Origin of the sequence: Microbacterium sp. CGR1 (assembly GCF_051062835.1) — a bacterium.
Lineage (GTDB): Bacteria > Actinomycetota > Actinomycetes > Actinomycetales > Microbacteriaceae > Microbacterium.
On record NZ_JAOTPG010000001.1, the window covers coordinates 2172866 to 2189549 of the forward strand.

At 69.3% G+C, this 16684-nt stretch carries 18 protein-coding genes and 1 riboswitch; of the genes, 7 read left to right on the forward strand and 11 right to left on the reverse strand.

Annotated features, from left to right (window positions below):
* Positions 1–49 precede the first annotated feature (49 nt).
* Positions 50–532 (forward strand): hypothetical protein, encoded by a 483-nt coding sequence (locus OD997_RS10770; protein WP_434331561.1) that lies wholly within the window; start codon positions 50–52, stop codon positions 530–532.
* A gap of 27 nt (positions 533–559) precedes the next feature.
* Here the strand turns inward: OD997_RS10770 and OD997_RS10775 are convergent, their stop codons facing one another.
* Together OD997_RS10775 and OD997_RS10780 are read right to left on the reverse strand one after the other, a co-directional pair.
* A complete protein-coding gene (locus tag OD997_RS10775) occupies positions 560–2191 on the reverse strand; it encodes a DUF4407 domain-containing protein (RefSeq protein ID WP_434331562.1) in 1632 nt (543 codons plus the stop codon).
* Positions 2192–2280: 89 nt separating this feature from the next.
* Positions 2281–2850: a TetR/AcrR family transcriptional regulator gene (locus OD997_RS10780; RefSeq protein WP_434331563.1), complete on the reverse strand. Its 570-nt coding sequence runs from the start codon at positions 2848–2850 to the stop codon at positions 2281–2283.
* 66 nt (positions 2851–2916) lie between these two features.
* Here OD997_RS10780 and OD997_RS10785 point away from each other — a divergent pair, with 66 nt between their 5' ends.
* Positions 2917–3567, forward strand: a complete 651-nt coding sequence (locus tag OD997_RS10785; protein ID WP_434331564.1) for an NAD(P)H-dependent oxidoreductase — start codon at positions 2917–2919, stop codon at positions 3565–3567.
* Here OD997_RS10785 and rlmN read toward each other — a convergent pair.
* Complete coding sequence (rlmN, locus tag OD997_RS10790) at positions 3516–4805, reverse strand: 23S rRNA (adenine(2503)-C(2))-methyltransferase RlmN (RefSeq protein WP_434331565.1); 1290 nt, start codon at positions 4803–4805, stop codon at positions 3516–3518. The two genes, OD997_RS10785 and rlmN, sit on opposite strands and share 52 nt — an antisense overlap.
* A 70-nt stretch (positions 4806–4875) precedes the next feature.
* Between rlmN and OD997_RS10795 the strand changes: the two genes are divergently transcribed.
* From OD997_RS10795 to OD997_RS10810, 4 genes are all read left to right on the forward strand, one after another.
* On the forward strand, positions 4876–5430 hold the full coding sequence (locus OD997_RS10795; RefSeq protein ID WP_434331566.1) for a ribosomal protein L7/L12: 555 nt from the start codon (positions 4876–4878) through the stop codon (positions 5428–5430).
* Positions 5431–5486: 56 nt separating this feature from the next.
* Positions 5487–6125, forward strand: coding sequence for a bifunctional 4-hydroxy-2-oxoglutarate aldolase/2-dehydro-3-deoxy-phosphogluconate aldolase (locus OD997_RS10800; RefSeq protein ID WP_434331567.1), 639 nt, complete (start codon positions 5487–5489; stop codon positions 6123–6125).
* Between the two features lie 149 nt (positions 6126–6274).
* A complete protein-coding gene (locus OD997_RS10805; RefSeq protein WP_434331568.1) occupies positions 6275–6865 on the forward strand; it encodes an ankyrin repeat domain-containing protein in 591 nt (196 codons plus the stop codon).
* A gap of 4 nt (positions 6866–6869) precedes the next feature.
* Positions 6870–7619 (forward strand): sulfite exporter TauE/SafE family protein, encoded by a 750-nt coding sequence (locus OD997_RS10810; RefSeq protein WP_434331569.1) that lies wholly within the window; start codon positions 6870–6872, stop codon positions 7617–7619.
* Positions 7620–7643: 24 nt separating this feature from the next.
* Here OD997_RS10810 and OD997_RS10815 read toward each other — a convergent pair whose 3' ends face one another.
* From OD997_RS10815 to OD997_RS10825, 3 genes are all read right to left on the reverse strand, one after another.
* Positions 7644–8474, reverse strand: a complete 831-nt coding sequence (locus OD997_RS10815; RefSeq protein WP_434331570.1) for an SDR family oxidoreductase — start codon at positions 8472–8474, stop codon at positions 7644–7646.
* A gap of 28 nt (positions 8475–8502) precedes the next feature.
* Positions 8503–9264: an SDR family NAD(P)-dependent oxidoreductase gene (locus tag OD997_RS10820; protein ID WP_434331571.1), complete on the reverse strand. Its 762-nt coding sequence runs from the start codon at positions 9262–9264 to the stop codon at positions 8503–8505.
* A gap of 182 nt (positions 9265–9446) precedes the next feature.
* The gene (locus OD997_RS10825; protein ID WP_434331572.1) at positions 9447–10013 is read right to left on the reverse strand and encodes a hypothetical protein; all 567 of its coding nucleotides are present in this window, start codon (positions 10011–10013) and stop codon (positions 9447–9449) included.
* A gap of 198 nt (positions 10014–10211) precedes the next feature.
* Between OD997_RS10825 and OD997_RS10830 the strand changes: the two genes are divergently transcribed.
* Positions 10212–10937, forward strand: a complete 726-nt coding sequence (locus tag OD997_RS10830; protein WP_434331573.1) for a phosphotransferase — start codon at positions 10212–10214, stop codon at positions 10935–10937.
* A 3-nt stretch (positions 10938–10940) separates the two neighbouring features.
* Here the strand turns inward: OD997_RS10830 and OD997_RS10835 are convergent, their stop codons facing one another.
* From OD997_RS10835 to OD997_RS10855, 5 genes are all read right to left on the reverse strand, one after another.
* Entirely contained in the window at positions 10941–12248 is a 1308-nt protein-coding gene (locus OD997_RS10835) for a hemolysin family protein (protein WP_434331574.1), read from the reverse strand.
* Positions 12249–12342: 94 nt separating this feature from the next.
* Complete coding sequence (locus OD997_RS10840; RefSeq protein WP_434331575.1) at positions 12343–13380, reverse strand: TerC family protein; 1038 nt, start codon at positions 13378–13380, stop codon at positions 12343–12345.
* A 240-nt stretch (positions 13381–13620) separates the two neighbouring features.
* Positions 13621–14418, reverse strand: a complete 798-nt coding sequence (locus OD997_RS10845; RefSeq protein ID WP_434331576.1) for an energy-coupling factor transporter transmembrane component T family protein — start codon at positions 14416–14418, stop codon at positions 13621–13623.
* A complete protein-coding gene (locus OD997_RS10850; RefSeq protein WP_434331577.1) occupies positions 14415–15875 on the reverse strand; it encodes an ABC transporter ATP-binding protein in 1461 nt (486 codons plus the stop codon). Before OD997_RS10850 ends, OD997_RS10845 begins: the two co-directional genes overlap by 4 nt.
* The gene (locus OD997_RS10855) at positions 15872–16531 is read right to left on the reverse strand and encodes an ECF transporter S component (protein WP_434331578.1); all 660 of its coding nucleotides are present in this window, start codon (positions 16529–16531) and stop codon (positions 15872–15874) included. The genes OD997_RS10850 and OD997_RS10855 overlap by 4 nt, the downstream gene beginning before the upstream one ends.
* Positions 16525–16634, reverse strand: a riboswitch (TPP riboswitch). Its footprint overlaps the gene before it by 7 nt.
* Between the last annotated feature and the right edge of the window lie 50 nt (positions 16635–16684).

The following is a 16684-nucleotide window of genomic DNA, read 5'->3' on the forward strand; positions in this document are numbered from 1 at the left end:
CGGTCAGGTATCCTTCTGGGACTCTCCCACAGAAGGCAGGCAGGCTGTCATGCGTCGATACTCCCTCCTGCTGCTGCTTGCCGCGGTGACCATCGGGGTCACCGCGTGCACTCCTGCCACCCCCCAGCCGACGGAGACGACGGTGACCGATGGAACCGCAGAGAAGCAGGGCGACGGCGTTCTGCGCACAGACCTCGCTCCCATCGCGAAGCGCTACCCGCAGCTCAGCGCGGCCGAATCGGTCGCGTGGATGGGCGGCACGACCGGGTCGAGTGGGATCGGCCCCACCACATACTGGGTGGATGTCGTCGCGATGCTCCCCGAGTCCGAGATCGAGGCGCTGCGCAGCACCGCCGGTCTCGAGCGGATCGACGCTCCCGTCCTGGTGCCGGGCATGGCTTCCCAGGTGCCCGCGGGATCCTTCGAAGGCTCCGCCGAGCTGGACGCCCTGTTCTCGGCCGAGGGCTACAGTGCCTCAGTTGCGATCGATCCCGCTACCCGAACAGTGGTGCTGACCGGCCTCTTCGAGTAGCGGCTACCGGAAGCGGACCCCGCGTCCTCAGACCCGGGGCTCGACCAGCTGCTCCTGCTCCTCGAGCGTCTGGGCCTGCGCACGCTTCTCCGCGAGCTCGCGCTCCTCGGCCAGCGCCCGCTCCTGCGCCGCCTGCTCAGCCTCCTTGCGCTCGGCCCGCGTCTGCGGCTCGGCAGGCGCAGCATCCGCCTGAATGCCCTCCGACTGCACGGTCACGATCGCCGCCCTGTCGCGGAACCCTTCGGCCGTGACCTTGTCGAGCGCAACCTGCTTGCGGATCGCCGCGGCCTTCTCATAGAGCGACGGGTCGCCGTAGGACGTGAGCACCTTCACGAGTACCGGCAGCAGCTCGATCATGAAGAACAGCGCCGCGATCAGGATGTGGGCCCACAGGATCGTGGGCTCCTTCTCGCTGAGCCTGTTGAGCCCGCTGATCTGGCTGAGCAGTCCGATCGCTCCCGCGTTGCCGGATGCCACGGACTCGGCACGTGCGTTGTAGGCGGCGAGCGCGGTGTCGTAGCTGTCGCGCGCGGCGGGGAGCTGCGACTGCGCCTCCTCGCGGTTCTGCGTCTCGGAGGTGCTGGTGTTCTCCTTCGCGGCGGTGCCCGCAGCGGCGAGCTCCTCGTTGGCCGTGCGCAGCTGGGCGGCGAGCGCGTCGTAGGTCCGCTGCGCCTCGGCGAGCTGGGCCTGGGCGGCGTCCGAGCTCGCGCCCTCGCCGTTCACGCCGGTGCAGCCGGGGACCGTGCCTGCTCCCTCGCCGGTGAGCTCGCACTGGTACAGGACGCGGGCCTGATCGATCACGCCCTGCTGGGCGGTCATCTTGGCGGTGAGGTCGTCGACGGTCGCCTGCGCGGCGGATTCGCTCGCGGACGACGAGTCGGTGCCGGCCACGATGCCCGTGGCCGCCTGGTTCTCGAGCTCGGCGACGCGGTCGGAGGCGGCATCCAGCGCCTTCTTCTCGGGGCCCGTCTCGAGCGCATCCTGATCGGCCTGCGCCTGCGTGATGTTGGTCGAGGCGACTTCGCGCGCGATGTCGTTGTGGAAGATCTGCAGCACGAGCGGCTCGGCGACGACGAAGCCGATGATCGCGGCCATGATCACACGCGGGATGGCGAGACCGATGAGACGCCAGACGTTGCGGGTCGACGACATGGTCGAGGTGAGGAAGCGGTCGAGGTTGAAGATGATCAGAGCCCACACGATCGCGAGCGGCACGGCCAACCAGATCGCGGCCTGCACGCCCGTGGTCAGCGCGAACAGCATCGAGATGGCCGAGACCAGTGCGGTGCCGGCGAGCACGAAGAACATCTGCACGAAGCGCGGGGTCTCACCGGGAACGCGGTCGAGGATCTCGCCCTCGGCCCCGCCGAGGATCGCGAGCTTCCGCAGACGCGATCCCGGCTCGCGGGGAGTGCGCTCGCGCGGCTGGCGGCGAGGCTTCGGCTCACGCACCGGACGAGCGGATGCCGCGGCATCCTGATCCGGCTCCGCCTCCGACTCGGGAGTCGGGTCGGCCCGCCGCGGCTCCGACAGATCGGCGCCGGAGGGCTCGTACGCGCGCAGGAAGTCGAGGTCGTCCGTGTCAGCGTTCGGGTCGCTGTCGAGGATGATCCGACCCTGCGAGTCGAACCGTCCTGGGCGGTGAGCGGAATAGGGCATCCCGACAATCTACGAAAGGTCGCCTGTGGATAACGTGCACGAACCCTGTGTTTCCGCCTCTGTGACGCTGCTCGTCGGCCGTGTGGAGCTCAGCGAGGGAGCATCCGCGCGAGCGCCTCGGCACTCGCGGCGAGCGCATCGTCGAGTGAGAAGTGGCCCGCCGCGCACAGGGTTCCGAGACCGTGCACGAGCCCCCAGACGCCGGTCACGCCGCTCTCGCTGTCGAGTCCCGCGGCGGCGGATGCGGCCGACAGCAGCTCTTCGAGCTCGACGATCAGCGGCGCCATGGTCTCGCTCGGCTCGCCGGGGATGCAGACGGTCGGGTCGTAGATCACATCGAAGCCGTGCGGATGCTCGACCGCGAAGCGGATGTAGGCGGCCCCACCCTCGATCGCGGCGGAGGCAGGATCGGAGGCACCCTCGATCGCGGTGCGCACGGCCGCCACCAAGTCGGCCATGCTCCGCTCGGCCAGCACCTTGAGCAGACCTCGACGATCCGAGAAGTGGTGGTAGGGCGCGTTGTGGCTCACGTCCGCCGCGCGTGCGACCTCGCGCAGGCTGATCTCCTGCGCCGGCCTATCGACGAGCAGCTGCATCGCCGCCGCCTCGAGGGCGTGGGCGAGATCACCGTGGTGATAGCCGGATCGGGAACTTGACACAAGCAACATTGTTGCCTATCTTGACAGTGTCCACCGCTGCTTGACACTGTCAACATAGGAGTCCGCATGTCTTCCGCCCTGATCATCGACGGCCACCCCGATGCCCGGTCCCTCACCGCAGAACTCGCTCGGCGTTACGCCGCAGCGCACGGCGACGCCCGCATCCTCGCCCTGCGCGATCTCGATTTCGACCCGTCGCTGCGCTTCGGCTACCGCGAGCGCATGCAGCTCGAGCCCGACCTGATCGACGCCAAGCGCGCGCTGGCCGAGGCCCAGACGGTCGTGGTGTTCACACCGCTCTGGTGGGGATCGGTACCTGCGCTGCTGAAGGGCTTCTTCGATCGGGCGCTCCTGCCGCAGCAGGAGTACCGCTACTCGAAGCTCGGGATGCCCGAGGGATTGCTGACCGCAACGAACGGCCGCCTGTTCCTGCTCGCCGACACCCCGTGGTTCCTCACGCCGTTCACAGGGCTCCCCGCGCAGACGCACGTCGCCCGGGGGACGCTGCGGTTCTGCGGCATCCGCTCGGTGCGCACAACGAGGATGCTCGGCGTCAAGGACGCGAGCCCCGCGCGCATCGAGTCGTGGCTGTCACGCGCCGAGTCGCTGGGTCGTCGAGACGGCCTCCGCGATCACCCCCGCGATCGGAGCGGTGACGCCGGGCCTCAGGCCATCGCGGCGGAGGCCGCTTCGTCCTCGGTCGTCGCGACGAGCTGACCGCACGCACCGTCGATCTCCTTGCCGCGGGTGTCACGGAGGGTCGTCGGGATGCCGGCGTCGTTGAGCCGGCGCACGAACTCGTTCTGCACCGCGGGCTCGGACGACGTCCAGATCGAGCCGGGCGTCGGGTTCAGAGGGATCGGGTTGACGTGCACCCAGCCGCGACCGCGCTCGTTGAGCTTGTCGGCGAGCAGGTCGGCACGCCAGGCGTGATCGTTCATGTCCTTGATCAGCGCGTACTCGATCGAGACCCGGCGGCCGGTCTTGGCGTAGTAGTCGTAGGCGGCGTCGAGCGCCTCGTCGACCTTCCAGCGCGAGTTCACCGGAATCAGCTCGTCACGCAGGTGGTCGTCCGGTGCGTGCAGGGACAGCGCGAAGGTGACGGGGATGCCCTCGTCGGCGAGCTTCTTGATCGCGGGCACGAGTCCGACGGTCGACACCGTGATGCCGCGGGCGCTCATGCCCAGGCCGTCGGGCTGCGGCGCGACCATCGAGCGCACCGCATCCATCACGCGCTTGTAGTTGGCGAGCGGCTCGCCCATGCCCATGAAGACGATGTTCGACACGCGCTCCATCGAGTGGTCGTCGGCCTTCTTGCCGCCGAGGCCGCCGTCAGCGATCAGACGGTTGGCCCGGACGATCTGCTCGATGATCTCGGCGGTCGACATGTTGCGCGTGAGACCCGCCTGCCCGGTGGCGCAGAACGGGCAGTTCATGCCACACCCGGCCTGCGACGACACGCACAGCGTGATGCGACCGGGGTAGCGCATGAGCACCGACTCGACCAGGGCACCGTCGTGCAGACGCCACAGGAACTTGATCGTGTCTCCGCGGTCGGTCTCGAGGCGGCGCACCTCGGTGAGCAGCGGCGGCAGCATGCCGGCGACGAGCTGGTCGCGGGTGTCGGCCGGGAGGTCGGTCATCTCGGCGGCATCCGACGTGTAGTGGCGGAAGTAGTGGGTCGAGAGCTGCTTCGCGCGGAATCCGGGCAGGCCCAGCTCCTTGACCTTCTCGACGCGCTCGGCCGGGGTGAGGTCGGCGAGGTGCACCGGCGGCTTGCCGCGCTTGGGGCTCGCGAACTGCAGCAGCGGCCGCCCCTCGGCGTCCTTCTGCTGTGTCCAGCCCTCTGTCGTCGGGCGCACCTGCGGACTCTTGGTGGAACGGATGGCCCCCGAACGGGACGACGCGGGTGCCGTGGCGGGGCGCGTCTCGCGCGTGCGGGGAGTCTCGGTCATATCTCCAGGGTACGCGGTGCCGGGTGGGAAGGCCCTGGGGCCGGGGCGCACGCGTCCCTAGACTGAGCGGATGGACATCATCCTCGCTCTCGGCGGAGTCATCCTCGTCATCGCCGTCGGCGTGCTGGTCATCGGCGCCGCACTGCGGTCGATGCGCCCGAAGGCCCCCGAGCCGCACGTGTTCACCCCGTCGCCGACGATGGCCCGGTCGGTCGCCTCCACCTCCACATCGACCGCCGCCGCCTCGCAGTTGACCCCCGCCGCGATCGCCGAGATCGACCGCCTCGTCGCCGCGGACAGGAAGATCCAGGCCATCAAGCTCTACCGTCAGCACACCGGCGTGCGCCTGCAGGAAGCGAAGGACCGGATCGACCACTGGTCGGTCAGCACCACCGCGCCGCACCTCGCTGCGGTCTCGAACGCCGCGGCGGCCCACTCGTCGATCACGGCCACGCCGTCGTCGGTGCGCGGCGCACTCCCGGCATCCGTCGCGGCAGAGGTCGACCGCCTCGTCGCCGCCGATCAGAAGATCCACGCGATCAAGCTGGTGCGCGAGCACACGGGCCTCGGGCTCAAGGACTCGAAGGACGTCGTCGAGGCCTGGCCGCGTCCGCGCCACTTGTAATTACAGGTTGCGGTCGGGGAGAATGGAGACGAACCCCCCACCCGAAGGAGCCCTCGATGCCCGACCGTCTCTCCCGCGCCCGCGCCACCGGCGTTCTCGCTGTGCTGCGCGCACCGTCGCCCGAGCTCGCGCTCGAGGCCTCTGAGGCGATCATCCACGGCGGGGTGACCGGCATCGAAGTGACCTTCTCGACCCCCGATGCCCCCGCGGTGATCCGCGAGCTGATCAGCCGCCACGGCGACGCCGCCTACATCGGAGCAGGCACGGTCACGACCGCCGAGCAGGCCGCACTCGCCGCCGACGCGGGCGCGGAGTTCCTCGTGAGCCCCGGCACGCTGCCTGCGCTGACCCGCGCGATGCTCGACACTGGCCGCGTCGTGATGACCGGCGCCATGACCCCGACCGAGGTCATGGGGGCGCTCGAGCTCGGCGTCGACGTGGTCAAGATCTTCCCGGCATCCCTCGGCGGCCCCTCGTACCTCGGCGCGCTGCGCGGCCCCTTCCCCGACGCCCCGCTGATGCCGACCGGCGGCGTGACACCCGACAATCTCGCCGACTGGTTCCGCGCCGGAGCGGTCGCCGTCGGTGCGGGTGGCGATCTCGCCAACGGCGCCTCGCTCGCCGCCTCCGACTGGGCCGACATCGAGCAGCGCTCGTCTCGATTCGCCGCGGCGCTCGCTGCCGCCCGCAGCTGATCCGGTTCTCATGCGAGTTTGGTATACCAGAACGCATGAGAGCTCGACGGATGCTGGTCGCCGCCGCCCTCGTGAGCGTGCTCACGCTGGGAGCGACGGCCTGCACTTCGCCACTCGCCAGCCCGCCGCCTTCGTCTGAGGAGTCCTCCATGTCCGACAGCACCCGTGATCTCTTCGCCGCTGCCCTCTCGGGTGACGCGGATGCCGTGCGCACCGCCCTCGGTGCCGGAGCCGACATCGAGGCCCGTGGTGACGGCGGCATGACCGCGCTCGTCGCTGCGACCAAGGCGAACCACGTCGACGCAGCCCGAGTACTGATCGATGCCGGAGCCGATGTGAACACCAAGGACGACATACAGGACTCGGCCTACCTCTACGCCGGAGCCCGTGGCCACGACGAGATCCTGCGGCTGGCCCTCGACAACGGCGCCGACGTCACCAGCACCAACCGCTTCGGCGGCACGGCGCTGATCCCGGCATCCGAGCGCGGGTTGCTGTCGACCATCGGCATCCTGCTCGAGGCGGGCGTCGACCCCAACCACATCAACAACCTGAACTGGACGGCACTGCACGAGGCGATCGTGCTCGGCGACGGATCCGACACCTACGTCGAGGTGGTGCGCACGCTGATCGCCGGCGGCGCCGACATCACGATCCGCGACGGAGACGGCGTGCTGCCTCGCGATCTCGCTGCCGCCCGTGGCTACGACGAGATCGTCGCCCTGCTGGAACGACGATGACCCGGTGATCGAACTCGCCCCCCTGGCCTGGGCGGCGCTCGGCCTCGCCGCTCTCACGATCGGCATCTCGAAGACCGCGCTCCCCGGCGGCAGCATCCTGGCCATCGCCCTGTTCGCGACCGTGCTGCCCGCGCGGACGTCGACCGCGGCGATGCTCCTGCTGCTCATCGTCGGCGACGTGTTCGCACTGATCACCTACCGCCGCCACGCGCACTGGCCGACCCTGCTGCGCCTCGCCCCGGCCGTCATCGCCGGCCTCGTCGCCGGGTTCGCGTTCCTCGCGCTCGCGGGCGATGGCATCGTGCGGCGGGCGATCGGCGTGATCCTGCTGGCGATGATCGCCGTGACCCTGTGGCGCCGATGGCGACAGAACAGGGCGGATGCCGTGGCACCGGCACCGGGCGGCCTCGTGCTCTCGGGTGTCTACGGCACGCTGGGCGGCTTCACGACCATGGTCGCGAACGCCGGCGGACCGGTCATGTCGATGTACTTCCTCGCGACGCGCACACCCGTGCAGGTGTTCCTCGGCACCTCGGCCTGGTTCTTCGCGATCATCAACCTCGTGAAGATCCCTTTCCTCGCGGGCCTCGGCCTGTTCGAGGGGCACGTGCTGCTGATGGATGCCGTGCTCGCGCCGCTCGTCGTGATCGGCGCCCTCGTCGGCATCCGTCTGGCCAAGCGGATGAACCAGGTGCTGTTCGACCGCATCGTCATCGTGCTGACGATCGCCGGGGCGGTCTACCTGCTGTTCTGACCCGCGCGCCGTCGCACGACAGCGTCAGTCGAGGAAGATGTCCGGGAACAGTCGGTCGTCCGGCGTTCCCGGCACCGCGGCGTAGCCCGAGAAGTCGGCCACTCCTTCGGCCTCGAGCACGTCCTCGACGATCAGCGTCTGACCGGTGTACTCACCCGCGGGCTTGAGCAGCACTGCGTACGCGGCATCCGCGTAGATGTCGGGGGTGCGGCTGGCGGCCATGACCCTGTCGCCCCCGAGCAGGTTCTGCACGGCGGCGGTGGCGATCGTGGTGCGCGGCCACAGAGTATTCGCGGCGATGCCGTCGCGGGCGAACTCCGCCGCGAGCCCGAGAGTGACCATCGTCATGCCGAACTTCGCGAGCGTGTACCCGGTGTGCGCGCCGAGCCACTTCGGCGTCGGGTTCAGGGGCGGTGACAGCGAGAGGATGTGCGGGTTCTCGGCGTCCTTGAGGATAGGGATCGCCGCGCGGGACAGCATGAACGTGCCGCGGACGTTGACGTCCTGCATCAGGTCGTACTTCTTCGCGCCGAGCTCGAGCGAACGCGAGAGATCGATGACACTGGCGTTGTTGATGACGATGTCGATGCCGCCGAACTCGCCCTGCGTCTTGAGGACGGCCTCGGTGATGTCATCGTCGTCGCGCACGTCGCCGACGATCGGCAGCGCCTGTCCGCCGGCTGCCCGGATCTGCTCGGCCGCGGAGTGCACGGTGCCCTCGAGCTTGGGGTGCGGGGTGTCGGTCTTCGCGAGCATCGCGATGTTCGCGCCGTCGGCTGCGGCACGCAGCGCGATGGCGAGGCCGATGCCGCGGCTGCCGCCCGACATGAGGATGGTCTTTCCTGCCAGTGACATGGATTCTCCTAGGGTCTGAGGCTGCGGTTTACTTCGGCGCCATACGGATCGCACCGTCGAGGCGGATCGTCTCGCCGTTGAGATAGCCGTTCTCGACGATCTGCTGCACGAGGGCGGCGTATTCGTCGGGGCGGCCGAGCCGCGAGGGGAACGGCACCTGCTGGCCGAGAGAGTCCTGCGCCGCCTGCGGAAGACCCATCAGCATGGGCGTCTCCATGATGCCGGGGGCGATGGTGCAGACGCGGATGCCGTGGCGTGCGAGCTCCCGAGCCACCGGGAGGGTCATGGCGTGCACGCCGCCCTTCGATGCGGAGTACGCGGGCTGACCGATCTGACCGTCGAAGGCGGCGACGCTCGCGGTGTTCACGATGACGCCGCGGTCGCCGTCGTCGGTCGCGTCGTTCTTCGCGATCACGGCGGATGCCTGCGAGAGGACGTTGAAGGTGCCCACGAGGTTGATGCGCACGATGCGTTCGAAGTCGGCGAGCACGGCCGGGTTGCCCTCTCGGTCGAGGACTTTGGCCGGCGGGGCGATCCCCGCGCAGTTGACCACGATGCGCAGCGGGGCGGCGGCCTGCGCGGCAGCGGCGGCCGCGGCGGCGTCATCCGCACTCGTCACATCGCCGGCGGTGAACACCCCGCCGAGCTCGGCGGCGATCTCGGCGCCGGCTGAGGAGGGGAGGTCGAGGATGGTCACGACGGCGCCGGCGGCTGCCAGCCTGCGTGCGGTGGCGAGGCCCAGACCGGACGCACCGCCGGTGATGAGAGCACTCGAGCCCTGGATCTGCATGCGGTTCTCCTTCGAAACGTGTGCGACTCAGTGTCAGTTTAGCTGATTCCGAGTTTCAGTCGATGCGCGATGGGGTCACGCCCGAGCGCATCGACACCGAGCCTACGCCGCACATGACGAAAGGCCGCACACGACGAAGGGGGAGAGCCGCACGGCCCTCCCCCTTCGTCGATGCCTCGCGCTCAGACCTCGATCTGCGCAGCGATGCCCTTGAGCTTGTGACGGGCGAGAGCGAGGTTCGCCGCTGCCCGACTCAGGACGAGATAGATGAACAGACCGTTCGCGCTCTGCGTGTTGAGCACGTTGATCAGGTGGTACTGCGAGCTCAGCGTGATGAGGATGTCGTCGATCTCGTCGGTGACGCCGAGGTCGCGCATGGTCGCCAGCTTCGCGCGGACGACGTTGGAGTTGCCCGCAGCCGCGATGCCGAGGTCGAATGACGGATTGCCGCCCTGGGCGAGAGCCATGCCGCTGCCGTAGTCGACGATCGCGGCGCCGGTCGCGCCTTCGATGGCCAGCAGCTGCTGCAGGGCGTCATCAAGTGAACTCATGTTGTACTGCTCCTCTGTGGTGGTGCGTGTGTCCGCGACGCGCTCATCTGGCGTGGATGCGTGGGCCTCTTCGGCCCAGATCCATTCGACGAAGCGGTCGAGGTCCCCCTCGTCGGGCTCCCGCGACGAGATCACCGGGGCCCTGGGCAGATCGCCCGCGACGCCCTGACCCGTGCCGACACCGTCGGCCTCGGGCACGGATGCCGATCCGTCGGAATCACTGCCATGGCGTCGCCACCACTGCGATCGGGACGAAACGCGCACGAAGACCTCGGTGTGTTGATGGGAGAGATGACGCGGCCGCCGACGGCGACCGGGATCGACACTAACCGCGTCCGAGCCCGCAGAACCGGGAGAATATGTGCATACCGATATACGTTCCGAAGGGGGCGATGCATGACCATTCCGGATACCGAGATCGAGATCCCGGCCGTCGTGCGCACGCTCGCCGGGGACGCCGCACTGACCCCTGTCTGGCTCAACGGCATCGGCGGGCTCACGTTCCGGACCGACGACGGGCGGTACATCAAGTGGGGCCCGCACGACGCGGAGGCCACCATGCGCGACGAGGCGGAGCGGATGCGCTGGGCTCGGCAATGGATCGTCGTTCCCGAGGTCCTCGAGCAGGGTCAGGATGACGACCACGAGTGGCTCGTCACGGCAGCGCTCGCGGGTCGCAGCGCAGTGGATCCGCGGTGGCGCGACGACCCCGAGACCGCCGTGCGCGCGGTCGGCATCGCGCTGCGCACGCTGCACGCGTCATTGCCCGTCGACGAGTGCCCCTGGAGCTGGGACCCGGCGCGGAGGATCGCGAACGCCCGAGAGCGGGGCGTCGATGTTCCGGACGACCTGCTCACGCCGCCACCCGTCGATCGACTCGTCGTGTGTCACGGCGACGCCTGCATGCCCAACACGCTGCTCGATGACGACGGCCGCCCGCTCGCCCACGTCGACCTCGCAGCCCTCGGCACCGCCGACCGCTGGGCGGACATCGCCGTGGCCTCGATGAGCACGACCTGGAACTTCGGCCCAGGATGGGAGGACGTGCTCATCGAGGCCTACGGCGTCACCCCCGATCGGGAGCGACTGGAGTACTACCGGAGGCTGTGGAACGAGAGCTGAGGCTCAGCCGCGCCCCTCAGCGTCCGCCGCGGCATCCGTCTCCGCATCCTCATGCAGCGCCACGCGGATCTCGGCGATCCGTCGCCGATCGATCGCCGTCACGCGGATCGTCGCGCCGGGCACCTCGACCGCGTCGCCGACCACCGCGAGGCGTCCGAGCATCTCGGTCACGAATCCGGCGACCGTGTCGGATGCTCCACGCGGCAGGTCGATCCCGGTGATCTCCGAGAAGTCCTGCAGGTTGAGGCGACCGTCGAGTGCGCCGCCGGCATCCGGCATCCGCTCCTCGGTGTCGTACTCGTCGAAGATCTCGCCGACGACTTCCTCCACGAGGTCCTCGAGGGTCACGATGCCGTCGGTGCCGCCGTACTCGTCGACGACGACGGCGATCTGGTGCCCCGCAGCCCGCATACGGGTCAGAGTCGGCAGCACCCCGGCCGTCGACGGCACGTACTCGACGGGACGCATGAGTCCGAGCACCGGACGCGTCGCGTCGTCGGCTGCCGCCTCGAAGAGGTCGCGCACGTGCACGAAGCCGACGATGTCGTCGAGCGAGGCGTCGATCACGGGGTACCGCGAGAACGGCAGCTCCCGCACCTGGGCGATCGCATCGGTGAGCGTCGCCGCGCCGTCGAGCGCGACGACTTCCGGACGAGGCCGCATGACCTCGCTGACCTGGCGTCCGCGCAGCGACAGGACGTCGTCGAGGATCCGGCGCTCCTCGTCGGGGAGGCTCTGGTGCGTCGCGACGATGTCGCGCAGCTCCTCCTCACTGAGCTCGTCCGCCGCCTTGTTCGGGTCGCCGCCGAGCAGTCGCACGACCGCGTTCGTCGACACCGAGAGCAGCCAGATCACGGGTCGCATGATCGTGGCGAAGCCGTCGAGCACCGGCGCGACGGCATAGGCGAACTGCGCGTTGCGCTGGATCGCGAGCCGCTTGGGCACGAGCTCGCCGAGCACGAGCGACAGATACGCGATCACCAGCGTCAGCAGCACGGTCGCGAGCGTCAGGGCGAGCGGGGCTGCGACGCCGAGGTTCTCGAGCAGCGGGGCGACAGAGGGGGCGATGGACGTCGCACCGTACGCCGCCGAGGCGAATCCGGCGACCGTCACACCGATCTGCACGGCCGAGAGGAAGGTGTTGGGATTGCGGGCGAGGCCCGCGACCTTCTCGCCGCGCTTGCCTCGAGCCGCGATCGCGTTGATCTGGCTCTCCCGCAGCGTGACGAGCGCCATCTCGGTCGCGGCGAACACGCCGCCGACGAGGACGAACACGAACACCAGGGCGATGTTCAGCGCGAGGTCGCCCATCAGCGGGTCACCTCACGAGGTGCAGGGGCGCCCGAGGTCTTTCGGGCGCCGGGTCTGTCAGGGTCTGCGGACGCGTCGGATCGGCGCGACTGGTTCACGAGTGTTCCTTCTGGGTGTCGGTGGTGAGGGGTGCAGAGGCGGCGGAGGAGTTCTCGAGTGCGTCGCGCCTGTCGTCTCGGCGCGTCTTCATGAGGCTCGCGACGGTGGCGACCGCGATGGTCGCGCCGATGAAGACCAGCGAGAACCAGATCGGGATCTCGGGAGCCCACAGCATCGGCTCGCCGCCGTTGATGAACGGCAGCTCGTTGACGTGCATCGCGTGCAGCACGAGCTTCACACCGATGAAGGCGAGGATGACCGCGAGGCCCTGCGCGAGGTACACCAGGCGCTCCAGCAGACCGCCGATGAGGAAGTACAGCTGGCGCAGACCCATCAGGGCGAAGGCGTTGGCGGTGAAGACGATGTACGCCTCTTCGGTCAGGCCGTAGATCGCGGGGATCGAGTCGACCGCGAAGATCAGGTCGACGAAGCCGATCGCGATGATCACGAGGAACATCGGGGTGAAGAACCGCTTGCCGTTGCGCTGCACCGTGAGGCGGTCGCCGTTGTACTCGTCGCTCACCGGCAGGATGCGGCGCACGAAGCGCATGAAGCGACCGTTCGCCGGGTTGTGGTCACCCTGAGCGAATGCCTGGCGGTACGCGAGGAACAGCAGCAGAGCGCCGAAGAGGTAGAAGATCCAGGAGAAGTTCTCGATCAGCGTCGCGCCGAGGGCGATGAACCCACCGCGCATGATGAGCGCGATCACGATGCCGATCATCAGCACCTTCTGCTGATACATCCGCGGCACGGCGAAGCCGGTCATCACGATCAGGAAGACGAAGAGGTTGTCGATCGACAGCGCCTTCTCGGTGAGGTAGCCGGCGAAGTACTCGCCGCCGTACGTCCAGCCCGAGACAGTGCCGATGCCGACGCCGAACAGCAGCGCGAGGCCGATGTAGAAGGCCGACCAGCGGGCGGACTCGCCGATGGTGGGCTCATGCGGCTTTCGCACGTGGGCGAAGAACTCGTACACGAAGAAGGCGATCGTGACGGCGATCGTGATGATCCACACGAGGGGGGTGATGTTCAAGAGGGTCTCCAGAAGACGTAGGCGTGACGATGTCGACGCCAAGGTCTTCTCCATCCTCGAGAACGAGGACCGGGGACCCGGGATGCAGGGACATCCGTAATGACGAGCCGCCCGTGGTGGAGTACTCCCCTTGGGTTCGCTCCATGCTAGCGAATACATCGGCATTCCAGCTATGAGAAAGCTGAGTATGCGCTGGAGGTGTCGAGCACCGCCGCCGGAGCGTGGGACTCAGGCTCTTTGTCAGGCCGTCGGGCCGAGGATGAAGTTCCAGGCCCCCGTCAGCACGGCCACGGTGATAGCGACGATCGGGATCACCGAGGCGACGACCACGAGCATTGTGTCCCGTCGATCCCACACTGATTCCCTGGCCCACGACCTCGGCGCTCTTCCGCCGAAGCCGCGCGCCTCCATGGCCGTGGCCAACGACGACCCGCGACGGATCGCGAGCACGAACAGCGCGAACGCCATGCCGAACGCGCGGCGCACGCGCCCCTCGTCGGCGACGCCCCGGGCCCTCCGGGCGAGAGCCAGCGCTCGCCAGTCCTCGACGAGCAGGCCCATCATGCGCATGCCGGCGAGCGCCCCGACGACGAACCGCGCCGGAAGCTTGGCCCGCTGGGCGAGGCCGTCGGCGAGGTCGGTGGGATCGACCGTGATGAACAGCACCACCGCGGGCAGGCCGATCGCGAGCACGCGCACCGCGGTCGCCGCGGCGAGGGCCAGCGATCCGTCGCTGATGCGTATGAAGAGCCATTCGACATGGATCGTGCCGCTGGTCGCGCCGTACAGGGCGATCGTGACCGCACCGAGCGGAGCGGCGATCCACAGCACCGCGGTGCGGGTCCAGAACTCCTTCGCGCGGAGGCCTGCGAGCAACAGGAGCGGTATCTCGAGCAGCAGCGCGACGGAAGCCGACACGACGTCGATCGTCAGCACGAGCGGCAGCGCGATGAGCAGCGCCGCGGCGAGCTTGGCCAGGGCGGAGCGCGGGGCGATCGGTCCCGGTCGTTCGATGCGGGCCGTGAGCGGATCGATCATCGCCCCACCTCGATGCGGCGGGCGCGGAGGGCGTCCAGCACGGCCTCGTCGTGACTGATCGCGACGACGGCCGTTCCCTCGTCGCGCAGGCGAGCGATCAGGCCGACGAGCTCGGCCCAGGTCGTCGCATCCTGACCGAACGTGGGTTCGTCGAGCACCAGCATCCGGGGGCGCGTGGCGAGGGCGGCCGCGACGGTCAGGCGTCTCTTCTCGCCGCCCGACAGCGTGTAAGGGTTCGCGCCGGCGAGTGATGTGAGTCGCAGCCGGTCGAGCAGGTCGTCGACCCGCACGGCGATCTCGGCCTCCGGGAGCTTCAGGGCTCGGGGGCCGACCGACAGCTCATCTCGCACCGTCTTCGCGAGCAGCTGATGCTCGGGCGTCTGCATGACGTTCGCCATGCGGGTGAGCAGTGCTCGCGAGGACCAGCGGAAAGGATCAGCCTTCTCCCCGGCGGCGAGGGAGGGCAGCGCCGAGACCCGACCGCTTTCGGCGGGGATGAGCCCCGCCAGCGTGAGCCCGAGAGTCGACTTTCCGGCGCCGTTCGCACCCGTCACCCCCAGCGCCTCACCGGCGCGCACGTCGATGTCGAAGGGACCGGCCACCGCCAGCCCGCGTCGTCGGGAGACCGAGAGCCCTCGCGCCTCGAGCAGCGTCTCCCCCGGCCTCTGCGACGGCGCGGGCGGGGTGGCAGGCGGATGCCCCGGAACCCACACACCGGATGCCGCGAGCTCGGCGCCCCGAGCCCCGAGCACCTCATCGGGGCTGCCGTCCGCGAGGACGACCGTCCCCTCGGGGGCGGCGCCGAGCACGATGACGCGGGTGACCAGCGGCAGCCAGACGTCGATGCGATGCTCGATCACGACCAGGGTCGCGCCGCTGACGTCGAGCGCGGCGGCCACGGCATCCCGCACATCCTGCACACCCTGCGGGTCGAGGTTGGCTGTCGGCTCGTCGAGGAGGATCGCGCCGGGGCGCATCGCGAGCACCCCGGCCAGGGCGAGGCGCTGCTTCTGGCCGCCCGAGAGGGCCGCTGTCGACCGATCGAGCGCGACGTCGAGATCGACGGCATCCAGCGCGTGCCGCACCCGCTGCCAGATCTCGTCGCGAGGGACGCCGAGGTTCTCGCATCCGAACGCGACGTCGTCGCCGACCCTGGCGAGGATCGTCTGGGTGTCGGGGTCCTGGAGGACCATGCCGACGCGCCCGCGCGCATCGGTCGGCTTCTGCCCGTCGACGAGCAGCGCGCCCTGCGTCTCGCCCTCATCGGCCCCACCGAGCACGCCGCCGAAGCCCTGCAGCAGGGTCGACTTGCCCGAACCCGAGGCGCCGAGCAGCAGCACCCGCTCCCCCGGCTCGATGCGCAGGTCGACGTCGCGCACAGCCCAGCGCAGCCGCGTCGCGTACCGCCACCCCCAGCCGCGGGCTTCGAGGGTGGCGGGCGTCGTGGGCGAGGTCACACGCGTGCGGTGACCTCGCGGCCGGCAGCGAACCGGCCGAGAGCGCCCGTCGCCGCGAGTCCTCGGGCGATCAGCCAGGCACCGAGCCCCGCGATGATCGCCCCCGAGATGGTCGTCGAGACGATGTAGACGGTGGTGAACAGCGTGTCGGCCCCGGCGTACCAGAGGATGCGGTCGTTGATGCCGCAGGCGAGGCCCGCGCCCGCTCCTGCGAGCATGACCACGGGAAGGCGCCAGACGCCGTACAGGAAGACGAGGAAGATCAGCTCGGCGCCGAGGCCCTGCACGAGCCCCGAGACGATCGTGAGGGGTCCCCACGCGTTGCCGACGAGCGCAGAGATGATGGCGGCCACCAGCTCTGTGTAGAGCGCGGCGCCGGGCTTGCGGATGATGAGACCGCCGAGCACTCCGGCGATCAGCCACGGGCCCGCGAGCAGACCCTGCACGCCGGGGAGCAGAGGGGTGAGGATGTTGCTCGGCACCTCGTACCCGACGTTCCAGAGCAGGAAGACCAGGGCGCACGCGACCGCGATGACGCTGGCCACGACGATGTCGACGACCCGCCAGCGCCAGAGCTCCGGGCGACCGAGGCCCTTCGAGGGGGATGCGGTGGCGGATGCCGATTCCGTGGTGGATCCGGACGTGGATGTACTCATCAGTAGCTCCTCCCTGCGCTGGCATTACCCAGATCAGGTTCGACGGTCGAAGCGCGATTCGCTCCCTCTCAGCCCGGCTCGCCGGACTCCCGTGGTTGTCCTCACGATCTTACCCAGTGCCGACACTCGCGTCTGCTCCTGTTGCAGCGCCGC

Excerpts from the sequence above, each read along its gene's own strand:
- OD997_RS10800 (WP_434331567.1), top strand. The coding sequence starts at position 5,487 with ATGCCCGACCGTCTCTCCCGCGCCCGCGCCACCGGCGTTCTCGCTGTG.
- OD997_RS10770 (WP_434331561.1), top strand. The coding sequence starts at position 50 with ATGCGTCGATACTCCCTCCTGCTGCTGCTTGCCGCGGTGACCATCGGG.
- OD997_RS10835 (WP_434331574.1), bottom strand. The coding sequence starts at position 12,248 with ATGGGCGACCTCGCGCTGAACATCGCCCTGGTGTTCGTGTTCGTCCTC.
- OD997_RS10820 (WP_434331571.1), bottom strand. The coding sequence starts at position 9,264 with ATGCAGATCCAGGGCTCGAGTGCTCTCATCACCGGCGGTGCGTCCGGT.
- rlmN (WP_434331565.1), bottom strand. The coding sequence starts at position 4,805 with ATGACCGAGACTCCCCGCACGCGCGAGACGCGCCCCGCCACGGCACCC.
- OD997_RS10830 (WP_434331573.1), top strand. The coding sequence starts at position 10,212 with ATGACCATTCCGGATACCGAGATCGAGATCCCGGCCGTCGTGCGCACG.
- OD997_RS10855 (WP_434331578.1), bottom strand. The coding sequence starts at position 16,531 with ATGAGTACATCCACGTCCGGATCCACCACGGAATCGGCATCCGCCACC.
- OD997_RS10795 (WP_434331566.1), top strand. The coding sequence starts at position 4,876 with ATGGACATCATCCTCGCTCTCGGCGGAGTCATCCTCGTCATCGCCGTC.
- OD997_RS10785 (WP_434331564.1), top strand. The coding sequence starts at position 2,917 with ATGTCTTCCGCCCTGATCATCGACGGCCACCCCGATGCCCGGTCCCTC.
- OD997_RS10815 (WP_434331570.1), bottom strand. The coding sequence starts at position 8,474 with ATGTCACTGGCAGGAAAGACCATCCTCATGTCGGGCGGCAGCCGCGGC.
- OD997_RS10775 (WP_434331562.1), bottom strand. The coding sequence starts at position 2,191 with ATGCCCTATTCCGCTCACCGCCCAGGACGGTTCGACTCGCAGGGTCGG.
- OD997_RS10845 (WP_434331576.1), bottom strand. The coding sequence starts at position 14,418 with ATGATCGATCCGCTCACGGCCCGCATCGAACGACCGGGACCGATCGCC.
- OD997_RS10805 (WP_434331568.1), top strand. The coding sequence starts at position 6,275 with ATGTCCGACAGCACCCGTGATCTCTTCGCCGCTGCCCTCTCGGGTGAC.